Annotated in this window: 22 protein-coding genes; 9 read left to right on the top strand and 13 right to left on the bottom strand. The window is 69.8% G+C overall.

What is annotated here, in order from left to right:
• Window positions 1-14 precede the first annotated feature (14 nt).
• A complete protein-coding gene (locus BMZ18_RS12615; protein WP_082895190.1) occupies window positions 15-1244 on the bottom strand; it encodes a kynureninase in 1230 nt (409 codons plus the stop codon).
• 89 nt (window positions 1245-1333) lie between these two features.
• Between BMZ18_RS12615 and BMZ18_RS12610 the strand changes: the two genes are divergently transcribed.
• A complete protein-coding gene (locus tag BMZ18_RS12610; protein ID WP_068365584.1) occupies window positions 1334-2332 on the top strand; it encodes an alpha/beta hydrolase in 999 nt (332 codons plus the stop codon).
• Between the two features lie 2 nt (window positions 2333-2334).
• Here BMZ18_RS12610 and BMZ18_RS12605 read toward each other — a convergent pair whose 3' ends face one another.
• The gene (locus BMZ18_RS12605; protein WP_068365583.1) at window positions 2335-3720 is read right to left on the bottom strand and encodes an acyl-CoA dehydrogenase family protein; all 1386 of its coding nucleotides are present in this window, start codon (window positions 3718-3720) and stop codon (window positions 2335-2337) included.
• Between the two features lie 187 nt (window positions 3721-3907).
• Between BMZ18_RS12605 and BMZ18_RS19425 the strand changes: the two genes are divergently transcribed.
• The 4 genes from BMZ18_RS19425 to BMZ18_RS12590 all read left to right on the top strand — a co-directional run bounded on the left by BMZ18_RS19425 (window position 3908) and on the right by BMZ18_RS12590 (window position 5501).
• On the top strand, window positions 3908-4321 hold the full coding sequence (locus BMZ18_RS19425; RefSeq protein ID WP_139203959.1) for a DUF3558 domain-containing protein: 414 nt from the start codon (window positions 3908-3910) through the stop codon (window positions 4319-4321).
• A gap of 24 nt (window positions 4322-4345) precedes the next feature.
• Window positions 4346-4657, top strand: coding sequence for a hypothetical protein (locus BMZ18_RS19420; RefSeq protein WP_139203958.1), 312 nt, complete (start codon window positions 4346-4348; stop codon window positions 4655-4657).
• A gap of 23 nt (window positions 4658-4680) precedes the next feature.
• Window positions 4681-5163, top strand: a complete 483-nt coding sequence (locus BMZ18_RS19415; RefSeq protein WP_139203957.1) for a hypothetical protein — start codon at window positions 4681-4683, stop codon at window positions 5161-5163.
• A 155-nt stretch (window positions 5164-5318) separates the two neighbouring features.
• On the top strand, window positions 5319-5501 hold the full coding sequence (locus BMZ18_RS12590) for a hypothetical protein (protein ID WP_068366290.1): 183 nt from the start codon (window positions 5319-5321) through the stop codon (window positions 5499-5501).
• Here BMZ18_RS12590 and BMZ18_RS12585 read toward each other — a convergent pair whose 3' ends face one another.
• Window positions 5502-6521, bottom strand: a complete 1020-nt coding sequence (locus BMZ18_RS12585; protein WP_244516520.1) for a glycoside hydrolase family 183 protein — start codon at window positions 6519-6521, stop codon at window positions 5502-5504.
• Here BMZ18_RS12585 and BMZ18_RS20070 point away from each other — a divergent pair.
• Entirely contained in the window at window positions 6493-6720 is a 228-nt protein-coding gene (locus BMZ18_RS20070; protein WP_244516519.1) for a hypothetical protein, read from the top strand. The two genes, BMZ18_RS12585 and BMZ18_RS20070, sit on opposite strands and share 29 nt — an antisense overlap.
• 126 nt (window positions 6721-6846) lie before the next feature.
• On the opposite strand, the gene BMZ18_RS12580 is transcribed toward BMZ18_RS20070, so the two are convergent.
• The 4 genes from BMZ18_RS12580 to BMZ18_RS12565 all read right to left on the bottom strand — a co-directional run bounded on the left by BMZ18_RS12580 (window position 6847) and on the right by BMZ18_RS12565 (window position 10957).
• Window positions 6847-7254 (bottom strand): DUF6992 family protein, encoded by a 408-nt coding sequence (locus BMZ18_RS12580; RefSeq protein WP_074922221.1) that lies wholly within the window; start codon window positions 7252-7254, stop codon window positions 6847-6849.
• Between the two features lie 78 nt (window positions 7255-7332).
• On the bottom strand, window positions 7333-8520 hold the full coding sequence (locus BMZ18_RS12575) for a CaiB/BaiF CoA transferase family protein (RefSeq protein WP_074922220.1): 1188 nt from the start codon (window positions 8518-8520) through the stop codon (window positions 7333-7335).
• The gene (locus BMZ18_RS12570; protein ID WP_068365903.1) at window positions 8517-9983 is read right to left on the bottom strand and encodes a dihydroorotase; all 1467 of its coding nucleotides are present in this window, start codon (window positions 9981-9983) and stop codon (window positions 8517-8519) included. The genes BMZ18_RS12575 and BMZ18_RS12570 overlap by 4 nt, the downstream gene beginning before the upstream one ends.
• Window positions 9980-10957: an FAD-binding protein gene (locus BMZ18_RS12565; protein ID WP_244516518.1), complete on the bottom strand. Its 978-nt coding sequence runs from the start codon at window positions 10955-10957 to the stop codon at window positions 9980-9982. The genes BMZ18_RS12570 and BMZ18_RS12565 overlap by 4 nt, the downstream gene beginning before the upstream one ends.
• 35 nt (window positions 10958-10992) lie before the next feature.
• Between BMZ18_RS12565 and BMZ18_RS12560 the strand changes: the two genes are divergently transcribed.
• Window positions 10993-12327 (top strand): MmgE/PrpD family protein, encoded by a 1335-nt coding sequence (locus BMZ18_RS12560; protein ID WP_082895234.1) that lies wholly within the window; start codon window positions 10993-10995, stop codon window positions 12325-12327.
• Window positions 12328-12428: 101 nt separating this feature from the next.
• On the opposite strand, the gene BMZ18_RS12555 is transcribed toward BMZ18_RS12560, so the two are convergent.
• Complete coding sequence (locus BMZ18_RS12555) at window positions 12429-13541, bottom strand: hypothetical protein (RefSeq protein WP_139203955.1); 1113 nt, start codon at window positions 13539-13541, stop codon at window positions 12429-12431.
• Between the two features lie 335 nt (window positions 13542-13876).
• On the opposite strand from BMZ18_RS12555, the gene BMZ18_RS12550 reads away from it, so the two are divergent.
• Complete coding sequence (locus tag BMZ18_RS12550) at window positions 13877-14371, top strand: hypothetical protein (protein WP_068365902.1); 495 nt, start codon at window positions 13877-13879, stop codon at window positions 14369-14371.
• A gap of 4 nt (window positions 14372-14375) precedes the next feature.
• Here BMZ18_RS12550 and BMZ18_RS12545 read toward each other — a convergent pair whose 3' ends face one another.
• The 5 genes from BMZ18_RS12545 to BMZ18_RS12525 form a co-directional block, all read right to left on the bottom strand.
• On the bottom strand, window positions 14376-14615 hold the full coding sequence (locus tag BMZ18_RS12545; protein WP_068099690.1) for a hypothetical protein: 240 nt from the start codon (window positions 14613-14615) through the stop codon (window positions 14376-14378).
• Window positions 14612-15877 carry a WXG100-like domain-containing protein gene (locus BMZ18_RS12540; RefSeq protein WP_068365901.1) on the bottom strand — a complete coding sequence of 422 codons (1266 nt, stop codon included), beginning with the start codon at window positions 15875-15877 and terminating at the stop codon, window positions 14612-14614. Before BMZ18_RS12540 ends, BMZ18_RS12545 begins: the two co-directional genes overlap by 4 nt.
• Window positions 15877-16170 carry a WXG100 family type VII secretion target gene (locus BMZ18_RS12535; RefSeq protein ID WP_068099688.1) on the bottom strand — a complete coding sequence of 98 codons (294 nt, stop codon included), beginning with the start codon at window positions 16168-16170 and terminating at the stop codon, window positions 15877-15879. Before BMZ18_RS12535 ends, BMZ18_RS12540 begins: the two co-directional genes overlap by 1 nt.
• Window positions 16167-16460, bottom strand: coding sequence for a WXG100 family type VII secretion target (locus BMZ18_RS12530; RefSeq protein WP_068365900.1), 294 nt, complete (start codon window positions 16458-16460; stop codon window positions 16167-16169). Before BMZ18_RS12530 ends, BMZ18_RS12535 begins: the two co-directional genes overlap by 4 nt.
• Window positions 16461-16679: 219 nt before the next feature.
• Window positions 16680-17390 (bottom strand): CsbD family protein, encoded by a 711-nt coding sequence (locus BMZ18_RS12525; protein ID WP_068365899.1) that lies wholly within the window; start codon window positions 17388-17390, stop codon window positions 16680-16682.
• 174 nt (window positions 17391-17564) lie between these two features.
• On the opposite strand from BMZ18_RS12525, the gene BMZ18_RS12520 reads away from it, so the two are divergent.
• Complete coding sequence (locus BMZ18_RS12520; RefSeq protein WP_068365898.1) at window positions 17565-18665, top strand: hypothetical protein; 1101 nt, start codon at window positions 17565-17567, stop codon at window positions 18663-18665.
• The last annotated feature ends 21 nt before the right edge of the window (window positions 18666-18686 follow it).

Raw genomic sequence — 18686 nt, 5'->3', positions numbered from 1 at the left:
TCGGAGTGGTCGGTTCAGTTTTCTTCCGCGCACCGAGGACGGCGCACCTCGTCCCGTATCGCATCCATTCCCGTCACCAATTCGCGAAACGACGTACTGAGCGGGCTCGGTCCGAGTCGGAGGCCGTGCGGTGCCCGGAAGTCGGGCACCACACCGCGGGACCACAGTCGCGGCGTGAGGTCGCGGAAGCCGGGGTGATCGAGGGTGACGTGGCCTCCGCGTCGAGCCGGGTCCTCCGGTGAGGCGATCTCGACGCCGAGCGGTGTCAACTCGGTGTGGGCGTGATCGAGCGCCAGGGTCGTGAGGGCCACGGACTTGTCGCGGACTGCGTCCATGCCCACCTCGTCGATCATCTGCAGCGTGTCCTGCATCGCGATCATGGCCGTGATCGGCGGCGTACCGCTGAGCAGCCGGCGAATCCCGTCCGCGGGGACCCAGCCCTGCTCCATGGCGAACGAATCCGCGCGGCCGGCCCACCCGTGGATCGGGTGGTCGAGCCCGTCGAGGTGCTCACGGCGCACGTAGGCGAAGGCCGGGGAGCCGGGCCCGCCGTTCAGGTACTTGTAGGTGCAGCCGGTGGCGAGGTCGACGGCCCAGTCGTCGAGGTGGAGCGGCACCGATCCCACCGAATGCGAGAGGTCGAGCAACAGGAGCGCACCCTTCTCGTGGGCCGTCCGGGCCGCTGCGGCGGCGTCGAGCAGGAAGCCCGAGCGGTAGGCGACATGGCTGAGGACCACCACGGCCGTCCGGTCGGTCACGACGGCGGCGAGCTGGTCGGTGTCGACGCCCCCGCGGGGGTCGGAGTCGATCCACCGCACGGCGAGACCGCGATCCTGCGCGATGGACTCGACGACGTACCGGTCCGTCGGGAAGTTGTCGCGGTCGACGACGATCTCGGTGCGCCCCGGGCGGAGGGACAGGGCGCCTCGGATCAGCTTGTACAGCAGGACCGTGGTGGAATCCGCGACCACGGTCTGCCCCGCGGCCGCGCCGAGCACGACCCGACCGATGGTGTCGCCCTGCGTGATCGGCAGGTCCCACCACTGCTCGTCCCACCCGCGGATCAGCCGCCCACCCCATGCGTCGGTCAGGAAGCGGGTGACGTTCGCGATGCTCGCGGTGGTGGGCCGGCCCAGCGAGTTCCCGTCGAGATAGGAGACGACGGCGTCCGGCGAGTCGGTGTAAAAGCGGTCGCGGTAGTGCCGCAGCGGGTCGGTCGCGTCGAGCTCGGCCGCTCGGGTCAGGTGGTCCACGCGGGCTCCCTCGATGCTGTGGTTGTGGGTTCCGGTGATGTCGCCGGGTCGATGCGAGCGTAGGACGTAGCGTGAGGTCCATGACCGTGACCCGGATCGACGTCCTCCTGCATCCCGACTCCGTTCTCGACGTGCGCACGGCGACGGACCTGGCGCGGCGCGCTCTCGACGCACGCGAGGTGGCCGGGGACGTCCTGGTGACCGACGACGTCTCGACGGCGACCGGTGACGCGGTGGTGGTCCCGGCACCGGGCGGTGCGGTCGACCTCGGAGGCGACGGTCGGTGCGTCGTGCGGGTCGACTTCGGACTCGCCGAACCCGACCGAGCACCGAACCTGTTCGCCCACATCCGCGGTCGCGGACTCGACGGGCTGCGTTACGCCGTCGACCGGGTGTTCCATCACCGACTCCACCCGGCCGAGGTGGTGCGCTACGGCGAGCACTGGGAGCAGCGGGTGGAGGTGCGCCGGTGCGGCCGCGCAGGAGCCCCCGCCGCGGCGCTGGTGCACGGCGGGTACTGGCGAGAAGCGTTCGAACTGGACTCGCTCGACGCGATCGCGATCGACCTGCTGGCGCACGGCTTCGACACCTGGAACATCGAGTACCGCCGCCCCGCCGCGCACGGGTGGTCCACGACGACCGCCGACGTCGAGGCGGCGATGGGCGTGGTCGACGCCGACACGGTGGTGGCCCTGGGTCATTCGGCCGGCGGTCAGCTGGCCCTGCGGTGGGCAGCCGACCACCGGCCCGCCGCGGTGGTGAGCCTGGCGGGCGTCCTCGATCTCGCCGTCGCCCGCACTCGGCTGCTCGGGAACAGCGCGGCCGACGTCATCGACGAAGCCGACAGTGCGGCGTCGCCACGCGCGCGTCTGCCGCTCGGCGTACCCACCGTCGTTGCGTGCGCGACGGAGGACGATCCGAACCTGAACGACATCGGACGGGAGTACGTCGACGCCGCCCGCGACGCCGGGGACGAGGTCGACCACGTGGAGGGGCCCGGTGGGCACTTCGCGGTGGTCGACCCCGGCTCCGAGGTGTGGGCGGACGTCGTCCGATCGGTGCAGGATCGGCTGCGGTAGAACTACTTCCGGCTGGGCGGCTGCAGAAGCTTCATGGCGCCGCGCAGGACGGGCTCGGGGACCTTGTCCTTCGCCTCCATCGCCTTGTTCATCATCTTGGTTCGCGTCTCGGTGCCCCGGCCGAAGGCTTTGTTCAGCGGGCCGCCGTCGGGATCCATCTCCGCGTGCAGCGGGGCGTCGCCGTCCTTCTGCGCGATGGCGTTGCTGATGACGACGCGCTGGATCTCGCTGGTGCCTTCGAAGATGGTGTACAGCTTGGCGTCTCGGTACCACTTCTCCACGGGATGGTCGGTGATGTAGCCCCATCCGCCCATCGTCTGGATCGCGCGTTCGGTGGCCGCCACGGCGACCTCCGTCGCGGCCAACTTGGACATCGAGCCTTCGCCGCGTTCGAAGTGAATCTTGTTGGCGGCCATCCAGCTTGCTCGCCAGGTCAGGAGGCGGGCGGCGTCGATACGCATCGCCAGATCGGCGAGCGGGAACGCGATGCCCTGGTTGTCGATGATGGGTGAGCCGAACGCCTCACGCTCGTTGGCGTACTGCGTGGCGTATTCGAGCGATGCGCGCGCGATACCCAGGGCCTGCGCCGCGACCATCGGCCGGGTCTGCTCCAGGGCGCCCAGCGTGGCCGACCGGCCGCGGATGCCCGTCTTCTCCGCTTCCCGTGCCTTGGCGAGCTTGTGCTCGAGCTTGTCCCAGCCGCCCAGCAGGTTGGCCTTGGGAACCCGGACGCCGTCGAACTTCAGTTCCGCGGTGTGCGACGCCCGGCATCCGAGCTTGTCCAGCTTCCGGACCAGTTCGAGGCCCTTGGTGCCGCCGGGGACGATGAACAGCGCCTGACCCTTGTGGCCGAGCTCGGGGTCGACGTTGGCGTTGACGACGTGCACGTCGGCGATGCCGCCGTTGCCGATCCACATCTTGTGGCCGTCGATGACCCAGTCGTCGCCGTCCTGGCGGGCCGTCGTGCGCAGGTTCCGCACGTCGCTGCCGCCCTCCGGCTCCGAGATGGCGAGGGCAGCGAGCTTGATGTCGTCGGGCGTGCCGAAGCACTGCGGCGCCCACTCGAGCATCTGCTCCGGGGTGGCCGCCTGGCCGATGGCCGACAGAGCGAGGGCCGGCATGACCACCGCGAGGCCGATTCCGGCGCAACCCCAGAAGAGTTCCTCCATGAACACCGGCAGCGACAGCCCCGTCGGATCACCGATCAGATCGCGGTAGAACAGCGGCGAATAAAACCCGGCCCGTGCCGCCTCTTGCAGGACCGGCCACGGAAACTCCTGCTGCTGGTCGTAGTGCTGCGCGACCGGGCGGACCACGTTCTCCGCGAAGTCGTGCGTCCGCGCCACCAGATCGTGCTGGGCCTGCGTGAGCGTCAGATCGAAAGCCATGGTGTCCCCCCATGAGACGTCGGTTTGCTCGGGTGGTACCCCCTGCGACCGTCTGTTACACACATCACATGGGGTGTGGGGGAACCGCCCGAGGGTCGGGGGCGTCCAACGGGTCGTGAGGACCGTCGGGGTGGGGTTGGCGTGCGCGCTCGTCGCGGGGTGCGGTGGGGGTGTCGTGGGAACGCCGGTGGCTGAGTTGTGGGATCCGTGCAGCATCTCGACCGAGGCGTTGGTCGACGCCGGTATCGATCCGGCGCCTCTTGGTTCCGAAACAAACCCCGCTGATGGGGTTGCCGACGCGTCCTTCTGCTCTTACGCAACTGACAGCTTCGAATTGACCGTGTATAGCTTTCGTTCACCGCTGGAATCGCGATCGTCCCCCGCGGAAGTACGCGACGAGATTGGCGTCGGTGACCGCAGGGCGATCCGGTTCACCAGGTCCATCACGCCGACGTGGGTGTCGTGCATTATCGGCTTCGACGCCCGTAGCTCGTCGGTCGAACTAGAAGCCCGACCCGACGTCATTGCACCGTCGGGCGAGAACTCCTGTTCGGTCGCCACGGAGCTCGCAAAATCGCTACTTCCCCAACTGCCGCGTTAGGTGCGCATGACAAACCATGTGAAAGTGTCGCGTGAGGACGCCCTGCAATGCGCTATGGCGTGCGAGCGTCTTGGCGCAGAGATAAAAGGACTTCTCAATGACGTTGCTGCACAGGGGCGAATTTCCGGTTTCGGCACTCTTCCCTCCGGCATCGCATTGAACGAGAAGTACACGGAGCTGACGTCGGGAGGGGCCGGGTCACTCACCTCGACGCTGCAGGGCCACATCGATGTCGTCACAAAACTTGCCGACACCTTCCGCCGCATGGGTGAGCACTACGTCGCGACGGACGACGCCGTGGCCGCGTCGCTGCGGCCGTCGGACACGGTCGGTTGATAGTGCCGGACATGCGGTCACGAATGGTCGGAGTTGCCGGCGTCGCCGCGGTCCTCATTGGCGGATGCGGCGGAAGCGTCGCGGGGACACCGGTCGCGGAGCTATGGGATCCGTGCAGCATTCCTTTTGAGGCACTCACCGAGGCCGGTCTCGACCCGAACGCAGCGATTCCCGGCGAACGGGTTGAAGGCAGCCGCCGGGTGGCCGCATTCTGTACTTACGTCCACCAGAACTTCGATTTCACGGCGTACAGCTTCGCTCAGCCCGTCGAAGCGAGGGTACCCAGTTCGAGTCTGGGCGATCGCGTGCTCGTTGTTGATCGCGCCGCGGTTCGCTACCGCGCCTCTTCGCCAGCCGGTCTGCCGACGTGCGCAATCGCGTTGGACGCCTGGGACGGCTCGGCAGAATTCGAGGTTCGCGCCGGTCCGGGGCGGGAGCCAACCGACGATATGTGCGTCTCCCTCGATCGGATCGTTCTCCTTCTCCTCCCGACTGTGCCGTTCTGAAAGAGAAGCACCTCATGAATGAAATAAGACTGTCGCCGGGAGCCGCAGAGCAATGCGCCCAGGCGTGCGCGCGATTCGCACTAGGCGTTCAACAGGCCCACGCCGAAGTCGAATCGCGAGGAGAGATTTCCGGCTTCGGCACCCTCCCCTCCGGCATGGCGCTGAATGCGAAGTACACGGATCTCACGTCGGGTGCATCGGGCTCGCTCACGGCGATGATGCAAGGCCACATCGAGGTCGCCACGAAGTTGGCCGACACGTTCCGCCGGATGGGCGAGCAGTACGTCGAGACCGACGAGGCCGTCGCCGCATCGCTGCGTCCGACCGAACCCCGGTGATCAGCGCAGGGCGTCGAGATTCGTGCGGAGCAGCATGACGTTGTAGTCCGACCAACGGGACGCGGTGAAGTACAGGTCGCGGCCCGACGAACTCGGGTGGATGTACGGCGCGTACACCCCGCCGATCGTCTCGGCCCGGCCGAGCAACGTGCGCGGCGCACTCCACGGCCCCTGCGGTTCGGTGGCCGTTCGAGCCACGATGGAGCCCTGCGTCTCGTCCCCGTAGAGCATCACGTACTTCTGCAGGTACTCGTTCCACGCGACGCTCATCTCCGACACGGGCTCCTGGACCACCTTGATCGAGTCCTCGACCCGTGGCGACCAGGGCGCCTCCGGCTTCCCCGTCGAGTACTCGTACTTGGTGAGGTCCAGAATGTCGGCCGGACGGACGCGCGCCAGGAATGCCGCACCGAATCGGCCGTTCGGCGTGCCGAACTGGTAGAGCCAGCCGTCGTTCCCCTTCGCGTACGCATTCATCTGGAATCGGCCGTTGGCCTCGTTGACCTGTGCAACGCCGGGGATGGTGACCCCCTTGTTGACCCTGATGGTCAGCGGATCGGTGGTCCAGGTCTGACCGTTGTCCCGCGAGGTGGCGATGGCCGAGAAATTGGTGACCCACCGGCCGGGTGCGCCCCACGACTGCACCGACATGTAGTTCAGGTACTGGACCCCGTCGATGGCGATGGCCGCCGTCGGAATGGTGGTCGCCTCGATCTCGGGTAGACCGAGCGTCGGGACGATCTGGCGTGCGAACCGAGGCGCGTCGGCGGTCACCACCGACCCCGACGCGGTGTTGCCCGGCGCGGCGTCCGGAATGGAGATGCCGTCGCCGAGCGCGGTGTCACCGGATCGCAGCAGCACGTTGTTGCGCCATTGCCCGCCGCTGACGGAGCAGTTGCCGAACGTGTCACCGAAGGCGTAGAGCACCTGGCCGGCGCCGTTGTCCCAGGCAATGCCGAGATCGGTACCGGAGATGCCGAAGCGGTCATAGGTGCTGTTCGCGCTGGCGGGGCCCGTCACCCAACCGACGGATTGGGTGTTCGACGAGCGGATGGGCGCCAACGGGCCCTGGGGACCGCGGGGATTGGTTCCTCCGCCGCCCGAACTGCCGAACATCGACGACCCCGGACCCATGCGGCCACCGCAGGGCTCGGCGGAAGCAACGGACGACGTCGCCACGCCGAGCCCGCTGATGGTCAGAGCCAGGATCGCCCTGTGAACGGCAGATCGACCGATTGCGCGCATAACCCCACCCGTCGCGGTGTTACTCAAGTGAATGATGTGACGAGTGTTACCGAGGGGGCGGGGGCGCGCAACCGAATGCCGTCGCGAAACGTGAACTACATCAGTGTGATTCGAGCTGCCGCGCGTGGGCGGCGTCGAGAACGAGCAGGGCTGCACCCTGCACCACGACTGCTGCACCGTGACCCCACGACTGGTCGCGGGTCAGTCGTCCACCGAAGGACGGTCGGTGATACATCATGTGGGCACCGCCCGCGACATAGCCGACGTCGAGAACGGTGTTGATCCAGAGCGTGCGGCGCAGAGACGGGCTGGTCACGGGCTTGGACCGGGCCGCACCGATGCCGGCGATGGCCAGGTCGATCGCCCCCCAGCCCGCGCTCTGCAGGCCGAATGCCCGCACGCGTTCGGACGACGACGCGGCCAGCGCCAGCCCGCCGACGACGCTGCCCCCTCCCCACCAGGCGAGGCGACGTCCGAGTGTGTCAGCGATGCTCTGGGCGGAGGTCATGTGACCAGTGTGCCGGGTGGATGGTCCACGGCGGTCCGACGCCAACGGTGCGGGGGGTCACCGGGGCCGGGGCGGGGTTCAGACCGCCCCGACCTCCCGGAGCCGGGCGATCTCCTCGGCGGAGTAACCGGATTCGGCGAGGATCTCGTCCGTGTCCGCCCCGTGCGCGCGTCCGGTGTGCCGGATGCTGCCGGGGCTCTCCCCCATGCGCCACATGACGTTCTGCATGCGCACGGGTCCCAGATCCTCGTCGTCGACGTTGGTGACCATCTCGATGGCGGTGACCTGGGGGTCGTCGAGCAGTTCCGACGGCTTGCAGACCGGGGCGACCGCGGCGCCCGCGTCCTCGAACGCCGCGATCACCTCGTCCCGAGTGCGCTCCCCGATCCACCCACCGACGTAGTCGTCGAGCAGGTCGGCGTGCGCGGCCCGTTGGCGGCCGGTGGCGAACCACGGCTCGTCGAGGACTTCCGGGTGCCCGACGAGGCGCAGCACCCGCTCCGCGATGGAGTTGGCACTGGTCGAGATGGCCAGCCAGTGACCGTCCTTGGTGCGGTAGAGATTGCGGGGCGCGTTGTTGGTCGACCGGTTCCCGGTGCGCTCCTGATCGATACCGAGCTGATCGGCGTAGATCACGCCCGGCCCCACGGCGGTCATGATGGGGCTCAGCAGATCCAGGTCGATCTCCTGACCGCGGCCGGTCTTGTGCCGGTGCAGCAACGCCATCGACACCGCCGACGACCCGGCGATCCCCGCGAGCGAATCGGCCAGACCGAACGCGGGCAGGGTCGGCGGACCGTCGGCTTCACCGGTGAGGTGGGCGAACCCGCTCATCGACTCAACGAGGGTGCCGAACGCCGGCCGCGTCGAATACGGCCCCGTCTGACCGAACCCGGTGACCCGCAACAGGATCAGACCCGGATTGATCGCCGACAGCACGTCGTAACCCAATCCCCACCGCTCGAACGTGCCCGGGCGGAAGTTCTCGACCACCACATCGACGTCGGCGACGAGCCGTTTGAACACCTCGGCGCCGTCCGGGTTGCCGAGGTTCAGGGTCAGCCCCCGCTTGTTGCGGCTGACCATGGTCCACCACAGCGGATGCCCGTCCTTGTCCAACCCGTGACCGCGCATCCCGTCCGGTTTGGTGGGGTGCTCGATCTTGACGACGTCCGCCCCGAAGTCCCCGAGAATCTGTGCGACCAGCGGGCCGGCCAGGATGGTCGAGACGTCGAGAACGCGGATCCCGTCGAGCGGACCCGTCACTTGTAGGGCCGGTGCAGGTAGCGGCCGGCCGGTGCGCCGGAAACGGCGCCGTCGGCCAGAACGCGCTGTCCGCGGACGAACGTGTCGGTCACCTTGGCGCCGAGTTCGAAGCCCTCGAACGGCGTGTACTCCTGGGTGGACTCGGAATCCTCCGGACGCACGGTCCAGGTGTGGTCCGGATCGACGAGCGCGAGGTCGGCGTCCATGCCCACGGCGATCGAGCCCTTACCCGGAAGTCCGTAGCGCTCGGCCGGATTCAGCGATGTCAGCTCGGCGATGCGACGCCAGCTGAGCCCACGCTTGCGGCCCTCGCTGACCAGGCCGGGCAGCAAGTACTCGGCGCCGCCGAAGCCGGACTTGGCCGCGAAGATGTCGCCGCGATCCTCGGCGAACTTCTTCTCGTCCTTGCAGCACGCGTGGTCGCTGACGACCCAGTCCACGTCGCCGGCGATGAGGTGCTCCCACAGGGCCTCGACGTCCTCGCGCGGGCGCAGCGGCGGATTGACCTTGCCGCCGAGTCCGTAGGCCGTGTCGATGTCGGCGAGCAGGTGCCCGATGGTGACCTCACGTCGAAAGTTGACGTGCGGGAATGCCTTCGCCATGCGCATGGCCGCCGTGAGCGCCTTGCGCGAGGACAGGTGCAGGAGGTTGATGTTCGGCAGCTGCGTCTCGTCGGCGAGGAACGACGCGATGGTGACCGCGAGGCCCTCGGAGTGCGGCGGACGCGACGCGCTGTAGGCGGCGAGGCCGGTCAGCGTGCCCTCCTCCTCGACCATCTTGGTGTAGGCGCTCATGATCTCGGCGGTCTCGCAGTGCAGCGACAGCGAGATGTGATCGGCCATCTCCGGAAGCTGCTCGCGCGCAGCCTGAATGCCGCGCATGACGAACTCGAAGTGCGCCAGGTCGTACCGCTCGCCCTCGGGGGTCATGAGGAACTCGCTCTGGTCGGTGGACCGACCGTGCAGACCGTGGCTGCCGTAGAACATGAAGATCTTGAACGACGTCACACCGTGATCGGTGATGAGCGAGGGGATCTCGCCGATGTGTTCCTTCGACATCGGCGCGAGGTGGTACGCGTAGTCGACGTACGGGCGTCCCTCGGTGGCCTCGAGGACCGTGGGGAAGACGTCCGCGTAGGACCCGCCGGTGTTCATGTAGTACTGGCCGGTGCGCATGTACGACAGCGAGGTGGTGACGCCGCCCTGCACGCAGGCCCGCGACTCGGCCTCGGCGTCCTCACACAGCGGGTTGTAGATGCCCCAGTGCTGGTGCGCGTCCACCACTCCGGGGAAGGCGACCTTGCCCGCAGCATCGATGACGGTGTCGGCCCCCGACGGATCGATACCGGCCGCGATCTGCGTGAACTTGCCGTCCTCGATCAGGAGATCGAGGAACTCCCCCTCCTCGGGGTGGTCCGCACCGGGACGTACGACGCGGGCGTTGGTGATGAGCAGTGTCGTCATGACGAGGTCCTTTGCATATCGAGAGAAGCGGCCGCAGCGTCCGCGGCCAGGAAGGACAATCCGAGGGCGGGCAACAGGCCGTTGCCCGCGAGGTAACCCGAGGCGCCGTGACCGGAGATGCCCATGGCGGCGCCGCCGGCGGCGAACAGTCCGTCGATGGGCGAGCCGTCCGTGCGCAGGACGCGCGCGTGCCCATCGACCACGAGACCGCCCTGGGTGTGGAACAGCGCCGGGACGATGGCGACGGCCACGTACGGACCGACCATCTCGTGCTCGAACGAGTTGCGTCCGAACGGATCCGAGGCCTCACCGCGAGCGTAGCGGCCAACAGCGGCGATCTCGTCGACGACCGCGTCCACCGGCAATCCGGTGGCGGCAGCCAGACCCGCGGCGCCGTCCGCCCACACCGCGGCGCCGGACTCGACGGTCTGCCGAAAATCCGTGAACGCCAGGCACCGATCGTGGATCTCGCGATCGATGACCAGCCAGCCCTCCGACCCCGGGCGCGCCGCGAGCTGCGCCGCGTACTCCGAGTAGCCGGTGGTCTCGTCGCCGAAGCGTCGGCCCGTGGCATCGAGGACGACGCCTCCGTGCATCACCGTCGCCCAGCCGACCAGCGTCGCCGCCTTCTTCGACAGGGCCGCGTGTCCCTGATAGGCGTCGAGGAACCTGGCCTCGGCACCGAGGCGCGTGCCGATGGCGAGCGCGTCGCCCGTCGAGTACTCGCTGCCGTGATAGACCGCCGACGCGATCTCGGGGGCATGCTGGGCGACGGCCGCGTGGTCCGCTCCGTATCCGTTGGTGGCCAACAGAACTGCCGGCGTCGGGATCTCGTCGGTGGTGCCGTCGGGCAGCGTCACGACGACGGCACTCACGCGTCCGTCCTCGGTCCGCACGTCCGTCACCCGGGCGGGCGCGTAGACGTCGATGTTCGGGTGCTCGGCGACGGCGCGCGTCAGGTGATCGAGCAGCACGCTGCCGTGGCGACCCTCGACGGTGTGGGGGTTCGTTGTTTCGCTCAGCGGAACGTACCCGCGACGCCGTCCACACCCTGGTGATCGACGCCCTGGCCGCCGCCGTGACCCGCGGGCCATCGCGGGTCGAAACCGTGCTGATCGACCTGTGGGGTGTCGGCCTCGCCGGCGCACGCACGCCCGAGGTCGCTGCCCTGGTGGCCTCCCGCCGTCGCGAACCGGGGCGCTGGATCACCCTCGGCGGTGGGGCCACTGGCTCCGCCGAGGCCGTCGCCCTCCTCGACGCGGTGGCGTCGTGCTGCCTCGAACTCGACGAGGGCAACAAGTACGCCGCGGGCCACCCCGCAGCGCACGTCGTTCCCGCCGCCGTCGCCGCCGCACGCCTCGCGGACGAACCGGTCTCCGGGACCACGTTTCTCACCGCCGTCGTCGCCGGTTACGAGGTGGCCACCCGGTTCGGCCACGCCCTCGACCGCGACCCGCGCTGGCACACCCACGGCCACTGGGGCGCGACCGGTGCGGCCATGGCCGCCGCCGCCGTGTGGGGCCTGAGTGTCGACCGCGCGGCCGCCGCGGTGGACGCCTCGACGTCCCTCGTCTCGATCGCTCCGTGGGAGGTGGTGCTGCAGGGGCAGTTCGGACGAAACCTGTGGATGGGCAACGCCGTTCGCGCCGGGCTCGACGCCGCACGGCTGGCCGAGGCCGGACTGGTGGACAACGTCGGGATCGCGTCGGCCACGCTCGGTGGGGTGGTCGGGACCTTGCACGCGGACCGGCTCGCAGTGGAGCCGGGTGTGTTGTCGATCGACCGGGGCTACGCCAAACGCCACGCCAGCTGCTCGTACACCCACGCCGCCGTGGACGTGATTCAGCACCTGCGCCGCACCGGCGGCCTGTCCGCCGACGACGTCACCGACGTGCGGGTGCGCATTCACGGGCTCGCCGAGCCACTGTTCGGGCGCACCCCGACGAATCGTCTGCAGGCGATGTTCTCGCTTCCCGTCGTCGTCGCCGCGGCGCTGGTCGCCGACGAGATCGGCGTCGACACCTTCGACCCCGACGGCGCCACCTTCGTCCGCGCGACGTCGGTGGTGGACCGGGTTCACGTCGAGGTGGCCGACCACCTGACCGCGCTGCTCCCCGACCGCCGGGCCGTCGAGGTGGAGTTGGCGCTGCGGTCCGGGGAGGTGGTCGCCGCGGGCGCACCCAACCCCGTCGGCGACAGCGACCACTTCCCGCTCGACCGGGATGCTGTGGTCGCCAAGATCGTCGGGCTGGTCGGGGCCTCCGATGCAGAGCGAATCGTCGGGGTAGTGGACGGGCTGGCCGGGGCGTCGGACGTCGTGGAGGTGCTGCAGGGTTTGCCGTGAGGCGCTCGGGGTCGAGTGCCGCAGCGAGCCGCGGTGCGCAGCGGGCCGCCGCGGGCCGCGGTGCGCAGCACCGGGCAGGAGTCAGCGCACCGGGCAGGGGGTCAGCGGACGGACTGCAGCACCGCGACGGCGGGCTTGGCGGACCCGTCGTTGCGGTAGACCCCGAAGTAGTTCTCCTTGTCGGGGTTCACGGTGGTGAGGGGGGCGCGGTCGGTGGTCTCGTAGAAGAAGATCGGGCCGGCCCAGGTGTAGGAGAGGCGGAGGTCGACCGCTTGGCGGTAGGCGGTGGCCTGCGCCTGCTCGGTGAGGCTGGGGTCGCCCGCGGTGGCGGCGCCGGCCTCGGTCATCACGATCAGCTTCCCGGCGTCACCGTTCTCGGTCATGATCGTCCGCGCGCTCTTCTGGTAGATCGAGCCGTCGGGGTTCCGGAAGTCGATGCTCATCTGCGACCACGCGTTCCAGTCGGCGACGTCGTTCGGCAGAGCGGGTGCGGTGTAGGGATGCCAGCCCAGGGCGTCGAAGGATCCACCCGCCCCGAGGTCGTACATCTGATCGAGATAGGTGAGCGGCGCGATCGCGTGCCCCTCGGGTGACTGACCGGTGGTGCCCCACGGCGACAGGCCCGCGGCGACGACGGTGATGGCGTACGGCGTGGCCGCCTTCATGGCCGGATAGGCCGCGCGGAGCAGGTCGACATACCCCTGGACGTTGGGTTTGCCGGTGACGGGATCGGCCCAGAACATCCAGAGGTTCGGCTCGTTCCAGACCTCGAACGCCCGGATTCCCTGCGGCGCGTAGCGCGCGACGGTGGTGGCGGCGAAGCGCGCGTAGGCGGCGGGATCCGTCGGGGGTGTGCTGCCGTCGGCGGTGGTGCGCGCCCAGGGCGGTGTCTTCTGGATCAACAGCAGAATCTTCAGGCCGCGGGCGCGCGCCGCGGCGACGGCGCCGTCGGGCCCCGCCCAGTTGTACGACGACGGGCCGCCGTCCTGCACCCACCACCAGTCGATCTCGATGCGCACCCAGGCAGCGCCGGTGCCGGCGATGCGGGCTGCTTGGGCACGTTGCACCGTCGACGAGGCTCGGAAATCGATGCCGTTGAGGCCGATTCCCTGCCGCCCGACGTAGGAACTGGCGGCGGACGCCGGCGTGACCGTCAGCGTCATGAGCATCACCGCCAGCAGAAGAAGGATTCGTGTGACGACCGTACGGACCATGGTGACTCCCACCCGACACGGGTGCGACGACGGCACCCGACCCGCATTGGAGTCACATCAGTAACACAAGTCACTTCAGCAACAAGAGTACCAACCGAACGGTACTGGCTACCACGGCAATCCCGGCATTCTCGGCGTCCTCGGAGCGAGCGCTGCCCACTCCTGCCGGGTCAGGAACGACAGGCGCGGATTCACCGTGATCAGCCAGGCGCCCAGGTTCGCGCGCGATACCGCCGCCATCGGCGCGCCCTCCGTTCCATGATGTGAGATCGACGTAACATTTCACTGGATCTTGGGTATACGTCAGCGTCCGACCCCCGCACGGAAGACTCGACATGCCTGCTCACCGCCGCCCGACCAGCACCCGTCGACGCGTTCTGTGGGCCGCTGCGGGCATCACCGCGGTCGCGTTGCCCGCTGCCGTCCTCCCCACGGTGGTCGACACCCAGTCTGCCGTGGCGGCGAGCGACGTCGCGCCCGCCGACCGGCCCGCCCCGGTCGAGACCCCCACCGCACCCTCGGCGATCACGGCGTCGGCGATCGACATCGCCGCACCAGCGTCGGCTGCGTCGGTGTCGGATCCGGACACGACCCTGACGCAGGTCCTGACCTCGGTCGGCTACCCCGCCGACCCCGCGACTCTCGGGTTCATCGATCGCACGGCCGCCGACATCTGCCGTGACCTCGCCGTCGGGCGCGCCGGCATCGACGTGCTCGAGGACGTGTCGGGACGCACCGCACCCCTCGGATGGAGCGACGCGCAGTCCGACGGCCTGGTCTACATCGGTGTGGCGGCCGAATGCTCGGCCTACTCGCACCTGCTTCCCTGACGGCTCACCCGAGGGCTTGCGCCGCACCGTCCCATCCCGGCGGGGCCGGGGACGACGACTGCCAGCGCGCGCCCTCCGCGAGCCACCGCCGTCGCCACTCGCTCTCGGGGATGCCGAGATCGTCGTCGGTCACACCGAACTCGAAACCACACGACGGGCACACCTCGTACGACGGACCCGCGTCCGTTCGGGGCGGCTCCGCGAGCTCGGGGTAGCGGCAGACCGGGCAGAGATGCGCGCTCATCGAGGAACTCCTGGTTGACGGTCCCAGTAGGCGGCACCGGACCCCGGTCGGAAGAAGGTCTTGGTGATGCCGTCGGGAGTGTAGGCGGCGAAGGTGTTCGTCGCCGGTTCGTACATCCGCACCGTGCCGTCGGGTCCGATCTTCACCAGATGCGACGGGTCGTCGCGGAATCGGGCCGCGAGCTCGGCGTACTCCCGAGCCGTCCGGGCGCCGACGTCGGCGCCGTGCCGGGCGAAGTGGTCGTCGAGCGCCCTCGACGACGACCATCCCGGCGCCACGGGCGGCGTCTCCCGAGAAACGACGTCGTCCCAGCGCACCGGGATGCGGGTGGTCACCTCCTCGACGTCGTCGACGACGCGATCGAGGGTGGCCATCGCGGTCTCGTTCCGGCGCATCCGCGCGAAGGCCCCGAGTGCGGCCACGACGGCGCGGACCCGGGACGCGGTGCGGGCGAATCGTCCGGCCGCCACCGCCGCACCCGCGGCTGCGGACAGTCCGGCCGAGACGAACGCCAACCCGATTCCGACGGCGACGGCCGCCGCTTCCTCGAGCGCGAACTGCTCGATCAGATCGCGGATCTGCGACCGCGTGTCGGCGAGCTGATCGGCGAAGTCCCGGCACAGGGCCGCGAGACCCGAACAGGCCCCGGCCGCCGCTTCGACCGCATTCAGCACACGGCGCACGTCGTCCTGCATGGCGTCGATCTCGGGGCTCGTGGACTCACGCAGGCCGTCGGCCACCCCGAGCAGTCGGGTGCGGACGTCGAGCAACTCGCGGCCGACGGTGATCCAGGCCTCCGACGCCGCGCGCAACCGATCGGTGTCGCCGTTGGGGCACGGCACGCCCACGGCGTCGGCGATCTCGACCGCTCCCTGCAGGCCGGGCCCGGCGTCCCCGACCGCGCTGGAAAAGGCCAGGTCCTCCAGGGTGGCGGGCGGACCGGATATCGGATCCGGCGGCGTCGCGGACGCCGCGATCGAGTCCGCCGTCGCATGGTTGACGGCCGACTGTTCGATCAGCAGGCCGAGCGACGACAGCGCCGACACCACCGTGCGCACGGCGCGGGAGAAGGCGTCGACGTCCTCGTCGTACGCCGTGCCCCAGCGCTCGCCGGCCTCGTCGCTGCCCGCCATCCCGGCCCAGTCCGACGAGCGGACCCACTGACGACGCACGGCGGTCGAGACGGTGTGCGCCTCGTCGTACAGGGCGCGGGCAGCAGCAGTGAGCGCCTCCGGCGCGAGGTCGACGACGATCGGAGCCATCAGCGAGCCCCGAACATGCGCAGATTCGCGGTGACCGCGGCCGAGTACGCCGCATGAGCGGACCGCGCCGCCTCCGCCATGACGGCGAGCCCCTCGGCCATCTCGCGGGCGCCGGCTACGGCGGCGTCGTGGGCTCGTCGATGCGCCGCCGCGGCCTCACCCGTCCACGCGGAGCCGAGGTGGGCCACCCGAGCGTCGACCTCGGCGAGGCGGCGGTCGGCACTCTCGGCCACGGCCTGCAGCCGGGACACGACCTCCATCAGCGGGTCCAACTCGACCCGGAACGCGCTCACGTCAGGTCCAGACGCGTCGCGGCCGTGTTGTCCTCGTGCTCGTAGCCGCTGGCGGCGGTCTCGAGCAGTCGGGCCTGCTCACCGAGAGCGACCACGACCCGCCGGGCGCCGGTGTCCACCTGCTCCCACCCGGCGGCGAAGGCCGCGGCCGCGGCGCCCTGCCACCCCACGGTCCCCGACCGCACGGTGGCCGCTGCGTCGGCCAGTTCCGACCCCCATGCGCCCGCGGTCTCCGCGATCGCTCTGCTCGCGGCGCGGAGTTCCTCCACCCCGACGTCGACGTGGTCCATGTCGCTCCCCCGATCGTTGCGGCTCGTCGGGGGATTGGACGACGCCGGGGAGCGATCGGTTCCGTGCAGCCTCGAGGGGAACGACCACGACGAAGCGGGGCGGGCACATCGGTTAGATGTGCCCGCCCCGCTCGTCGTACTGTCCTCCCTCCGCGACCCGACGCAGCCCCCTCGCCCTCTCGGTTCCCGCGTCGGCGGTCGCGTCGACAGGTGACGGGATCAGCGCGTGCGCGCCTGCTTCACCGTCTCGGCCAGATCGTGGCCGAAGCTCCGCGCGTTCTTGCGCGCCTTCTTCAGGCGACGCTCGGCGACGCGTCGGGGATCGTTGCGACGGCGACGGACCACGACGAGCGCAACGACCGCACCCACGACGGCGGCGATCACCGGGGCGCTGACCGCGCCGGCCTTGGCGACGTCCTTGGCGTCGGCGTCGTAGTTCTTCACCGCGCCGGCGAGTTCGTCGGCAGCATGCTTGGCCTTGCCCGCCACCTGCGACGCAGCGTCCTGGGCGGTGTCCGCGGCCTTCTTGACGGCGTCGGGAGCGTCGGACTGCTTGACCTTGTCCGCGGCATTCGACACGGCGTCCTCGGCCTTGTCGGCCGCGTCGGAGGCAGCGCCCTCGGCCTTGTCGGCGACGTCGGACGCCTTGTCCTGCGCCGCGCCGGCGGCCTGATCGGCCTTCTTCTCGGCCTTGTTCGCGACGTCACCGGCCTTCTCGGCAACGTCCTCGGCCTTGTCCTGCGCGGCACCGGCCGCGTCCTTCGCCGCGTCGCCGGCCTTCTGGGCAGCCTGCTTGCCGTCGGCCTTGCTCTGCTGAGCCGCGCCGTCGGTGCGCAGGCTGTCGTCGCCGGTCGCCTCGCCGACCTTCTTCTTCGCAGCGCCTGCGGCCTCTTCGGCCTTGCTCTGTGCCTTGTCGACGAAATCGGCCATGATCCGCTCCTTTCGGCGCCGCCCGGTCCGGGCGCGCTCGGTGTCTGAGGTCAGTCGTACGAAGAACGCGGAAGCGCACGCCGTCGTCACATGATCTACGTCACACCCGCGCCAGCGCGCAGGGGGTCTCCACCGGTCCGTCGGCGTCGCCGGCTGCCCGTAAGGTCGTCACCCATGGGTGCACAGCGACCGTTGTCCCGCGGGCAGAAGCGCGCCGCCAAGTCCGCCGCCCGCCGTCGCAAACGCGGCGGCGCGCCGACACCGTCGACCATCGACAAGGCGCTCGGGCGGTTCTCCGACTGGCTCGACCAGGCCGAGGAGCCGGACTCGGATCCGCGGGCCACCGTGCGGGTGATCGAGTCCCTGCTCCGCGAGCTGGACCGGGTGCGGCCGCAGTTCTCGGCGACGGGGTGGGTTCCGGACGACGCCCACCTGGTGCTCGACGCCGCGGAATCGGTGCTGGCGCAGGACACGGACGAGGCCGACGACGCCGCACTGCACCTGGTGTTCTCGGCGCTCACCTATCTTGCGTTCCTCGACGAGTCCGACCTCTGGAGCGGCACCGACGCCGACTTCGAGCACTGTATGGACGACCTGACGTCCTTCGTCGACTCCATGCCCGACACCCTCACCGCCGACGACGTGGAACTACCGGACGTGCCGGCCGAGGAGGAAGCGGCGGCCCTGGCGGACCTGCCGATGATCCCGCGGTGGGATGCGCTGATCGAGTGGTGGCGCAGCGGCGACGCCGTCAACGCGGCGACGGTGGGAGCGGCCCTGCGGGTGACCGTGCCGACCTCGACGTTCCAAGGACCCGCGGACGTTCCCGAGATCGCCGACCTCTGGTCCGGGGCTCTGCTCGGCGGCCTGGTCACGGCCGTGAACGGCGTGGCCGCCCCGGGACCGCAGGCCGACGCGTTCACCGCGCGCGACGTGCCGGCGTTGCGGGCCGCCGTGGCGGGGTACGTGAGCTCGACTCTCTCCGCCGGCTCGGAGGTGGACGTCTCGGCGTCCGTCGCCGCGTCGTTCGTGGCCCAGACCGTGCTGGCGGCCATGACACCGGATCCGCCGGAGGGCAACCTCGACGAGGACTACGGCAGTCTCGAGGGCGAGGACCGCCGGACCGCCGAACTGGTGACCGCGCACCTGAAGTCCCTCGTCGACGACGGCCTGCTGGTCGACGGCGAGGTGGTGCTGGTGCCGCCGCAGCTGCAACACGCCGTGCGTGACGGGGTGGCGGAGGCCGACGTGTTCGGCAATCGCGACCTCGACTAGTTTCGCTCGACCCCGCCTGAT

The sequence above is a fragment of the Rhodococcoides kroppenstedtii genome (assembly GCF_900111805.1).
GTDB classification, from domain to species: Bacteria; Actinomycetota; Actinomycetes; order Mycobacteriales; family Mycobacteriaceae; genus Rhodococcoides; species Rhodococcoides kroppenstedtii.
The sequence above is the reverse complement of the archived record's forward strand: the minus strand, read 5'-3'. Positions and strand labels throughout refer to the sequence as shown.

What these genes read in the sequence shown, in the direction of transcription:
- BMZ18_RS12610 (WP_068365584.1), top strand. Translation starts at nt 1,334, where the DNA reads ATGACCGTGACCCGGATCGACGTCCTCCTGCATCCCGACTCCGTTCTC.
- BMZ18_RS12605 (WP_068365583.1), bottom strand. Translation starts at nt 3,720, where the DNA reads ATGGCTTTCGATCTGACGCTCACGCAGGCCCAGCACGATCTGGTGGCG.
- BMZ18_RS19415 (WP_139203957.1), top strand. Translation starts at nt 4,681, where the DNA reads ATGGTCGGAGTTGCCGGCGTCGCCGCGGTCCTCATTGGCGGATGCGGC.
- BMZ18_RS12590 (WP_068366290.1), top strand. Translation starts at nt 5,319, where the DNA reads ATGGCGCTGAATGCGAAGTACACGGATCTCACGTCGGGTGCATCGGGC.
- BMZ18_RS12580 (WP_074922221.1), bottom strand. Translation starts at nt 7,254, where the DNA reads ATGACCTCCGCCCAGAGCATCGCTGACACACTCGGACGTCGCCTCGCC.
- BMZ18_RS12570 (WP_068365903.1), bottom strand. Translation starts at nt 9,983, where the DNA reads ATGACGACACTGCTCATCACCAACGCCCGCGTCGTACGTCCCGGTGCG.
- BMZ18_RS12555 (WP_139203955.1), bottom strand. Translation starts at nt 13,541, where the DNA reads ATGGTCCGTACGGTCGTCACACGAATCCTTCTTCTGCTGGCGGTGATG.
- BMZ18_RS12550 (WP_068365902.1), top strand. Translation starts at nt 13,877, where the DNA reads ATGCCTGCTCACCGCCGCCCGACCAGCACCCGTCGACGCGTTCTGTGG.
- BMZ18_RS12545 (WP_068099690.1), bottom strand. Translation starts at nt 14,615, where the DNA reads ATGAGCGCGCATCTCTGCCCGGTCTGCCGCTACCCCGAGCTCGCGGAG.
- BMZ18_RS12540 (WP_068365901.1), bottom strand. Translation starts at nt 15,877, where the DNA reads ATGGCTCCGATCGTCGTCGACCTCGCGCCGGAGGCGCTCACTGCTGCT.
- BMZ18_RS12530 (WP_068365900.1), bottom strand. Translation starts at nt 16,460, where the DNA reads ATGGACCACGTCGACGTCGGGGTGGAGGAACTCCGCGCCGCGAGCAGA.
- BMZ18_RS12525 (WP_068365899.1), bottom strand. Translation starts at nt 17,390, where the DNA reads ATGGCCGATTTCGTCGACAAGGCACAGAGCAAGGCCGAAGAGGCCGCA.
- BMZ18_RS12520 (WP_068365898.1), top strand. Translation starts at nt 17,565, where the DNA reads ATGGGTGCACAGCGACCGTTGTCCCGCGGGCAGAAGCGCGCCGCCAAG.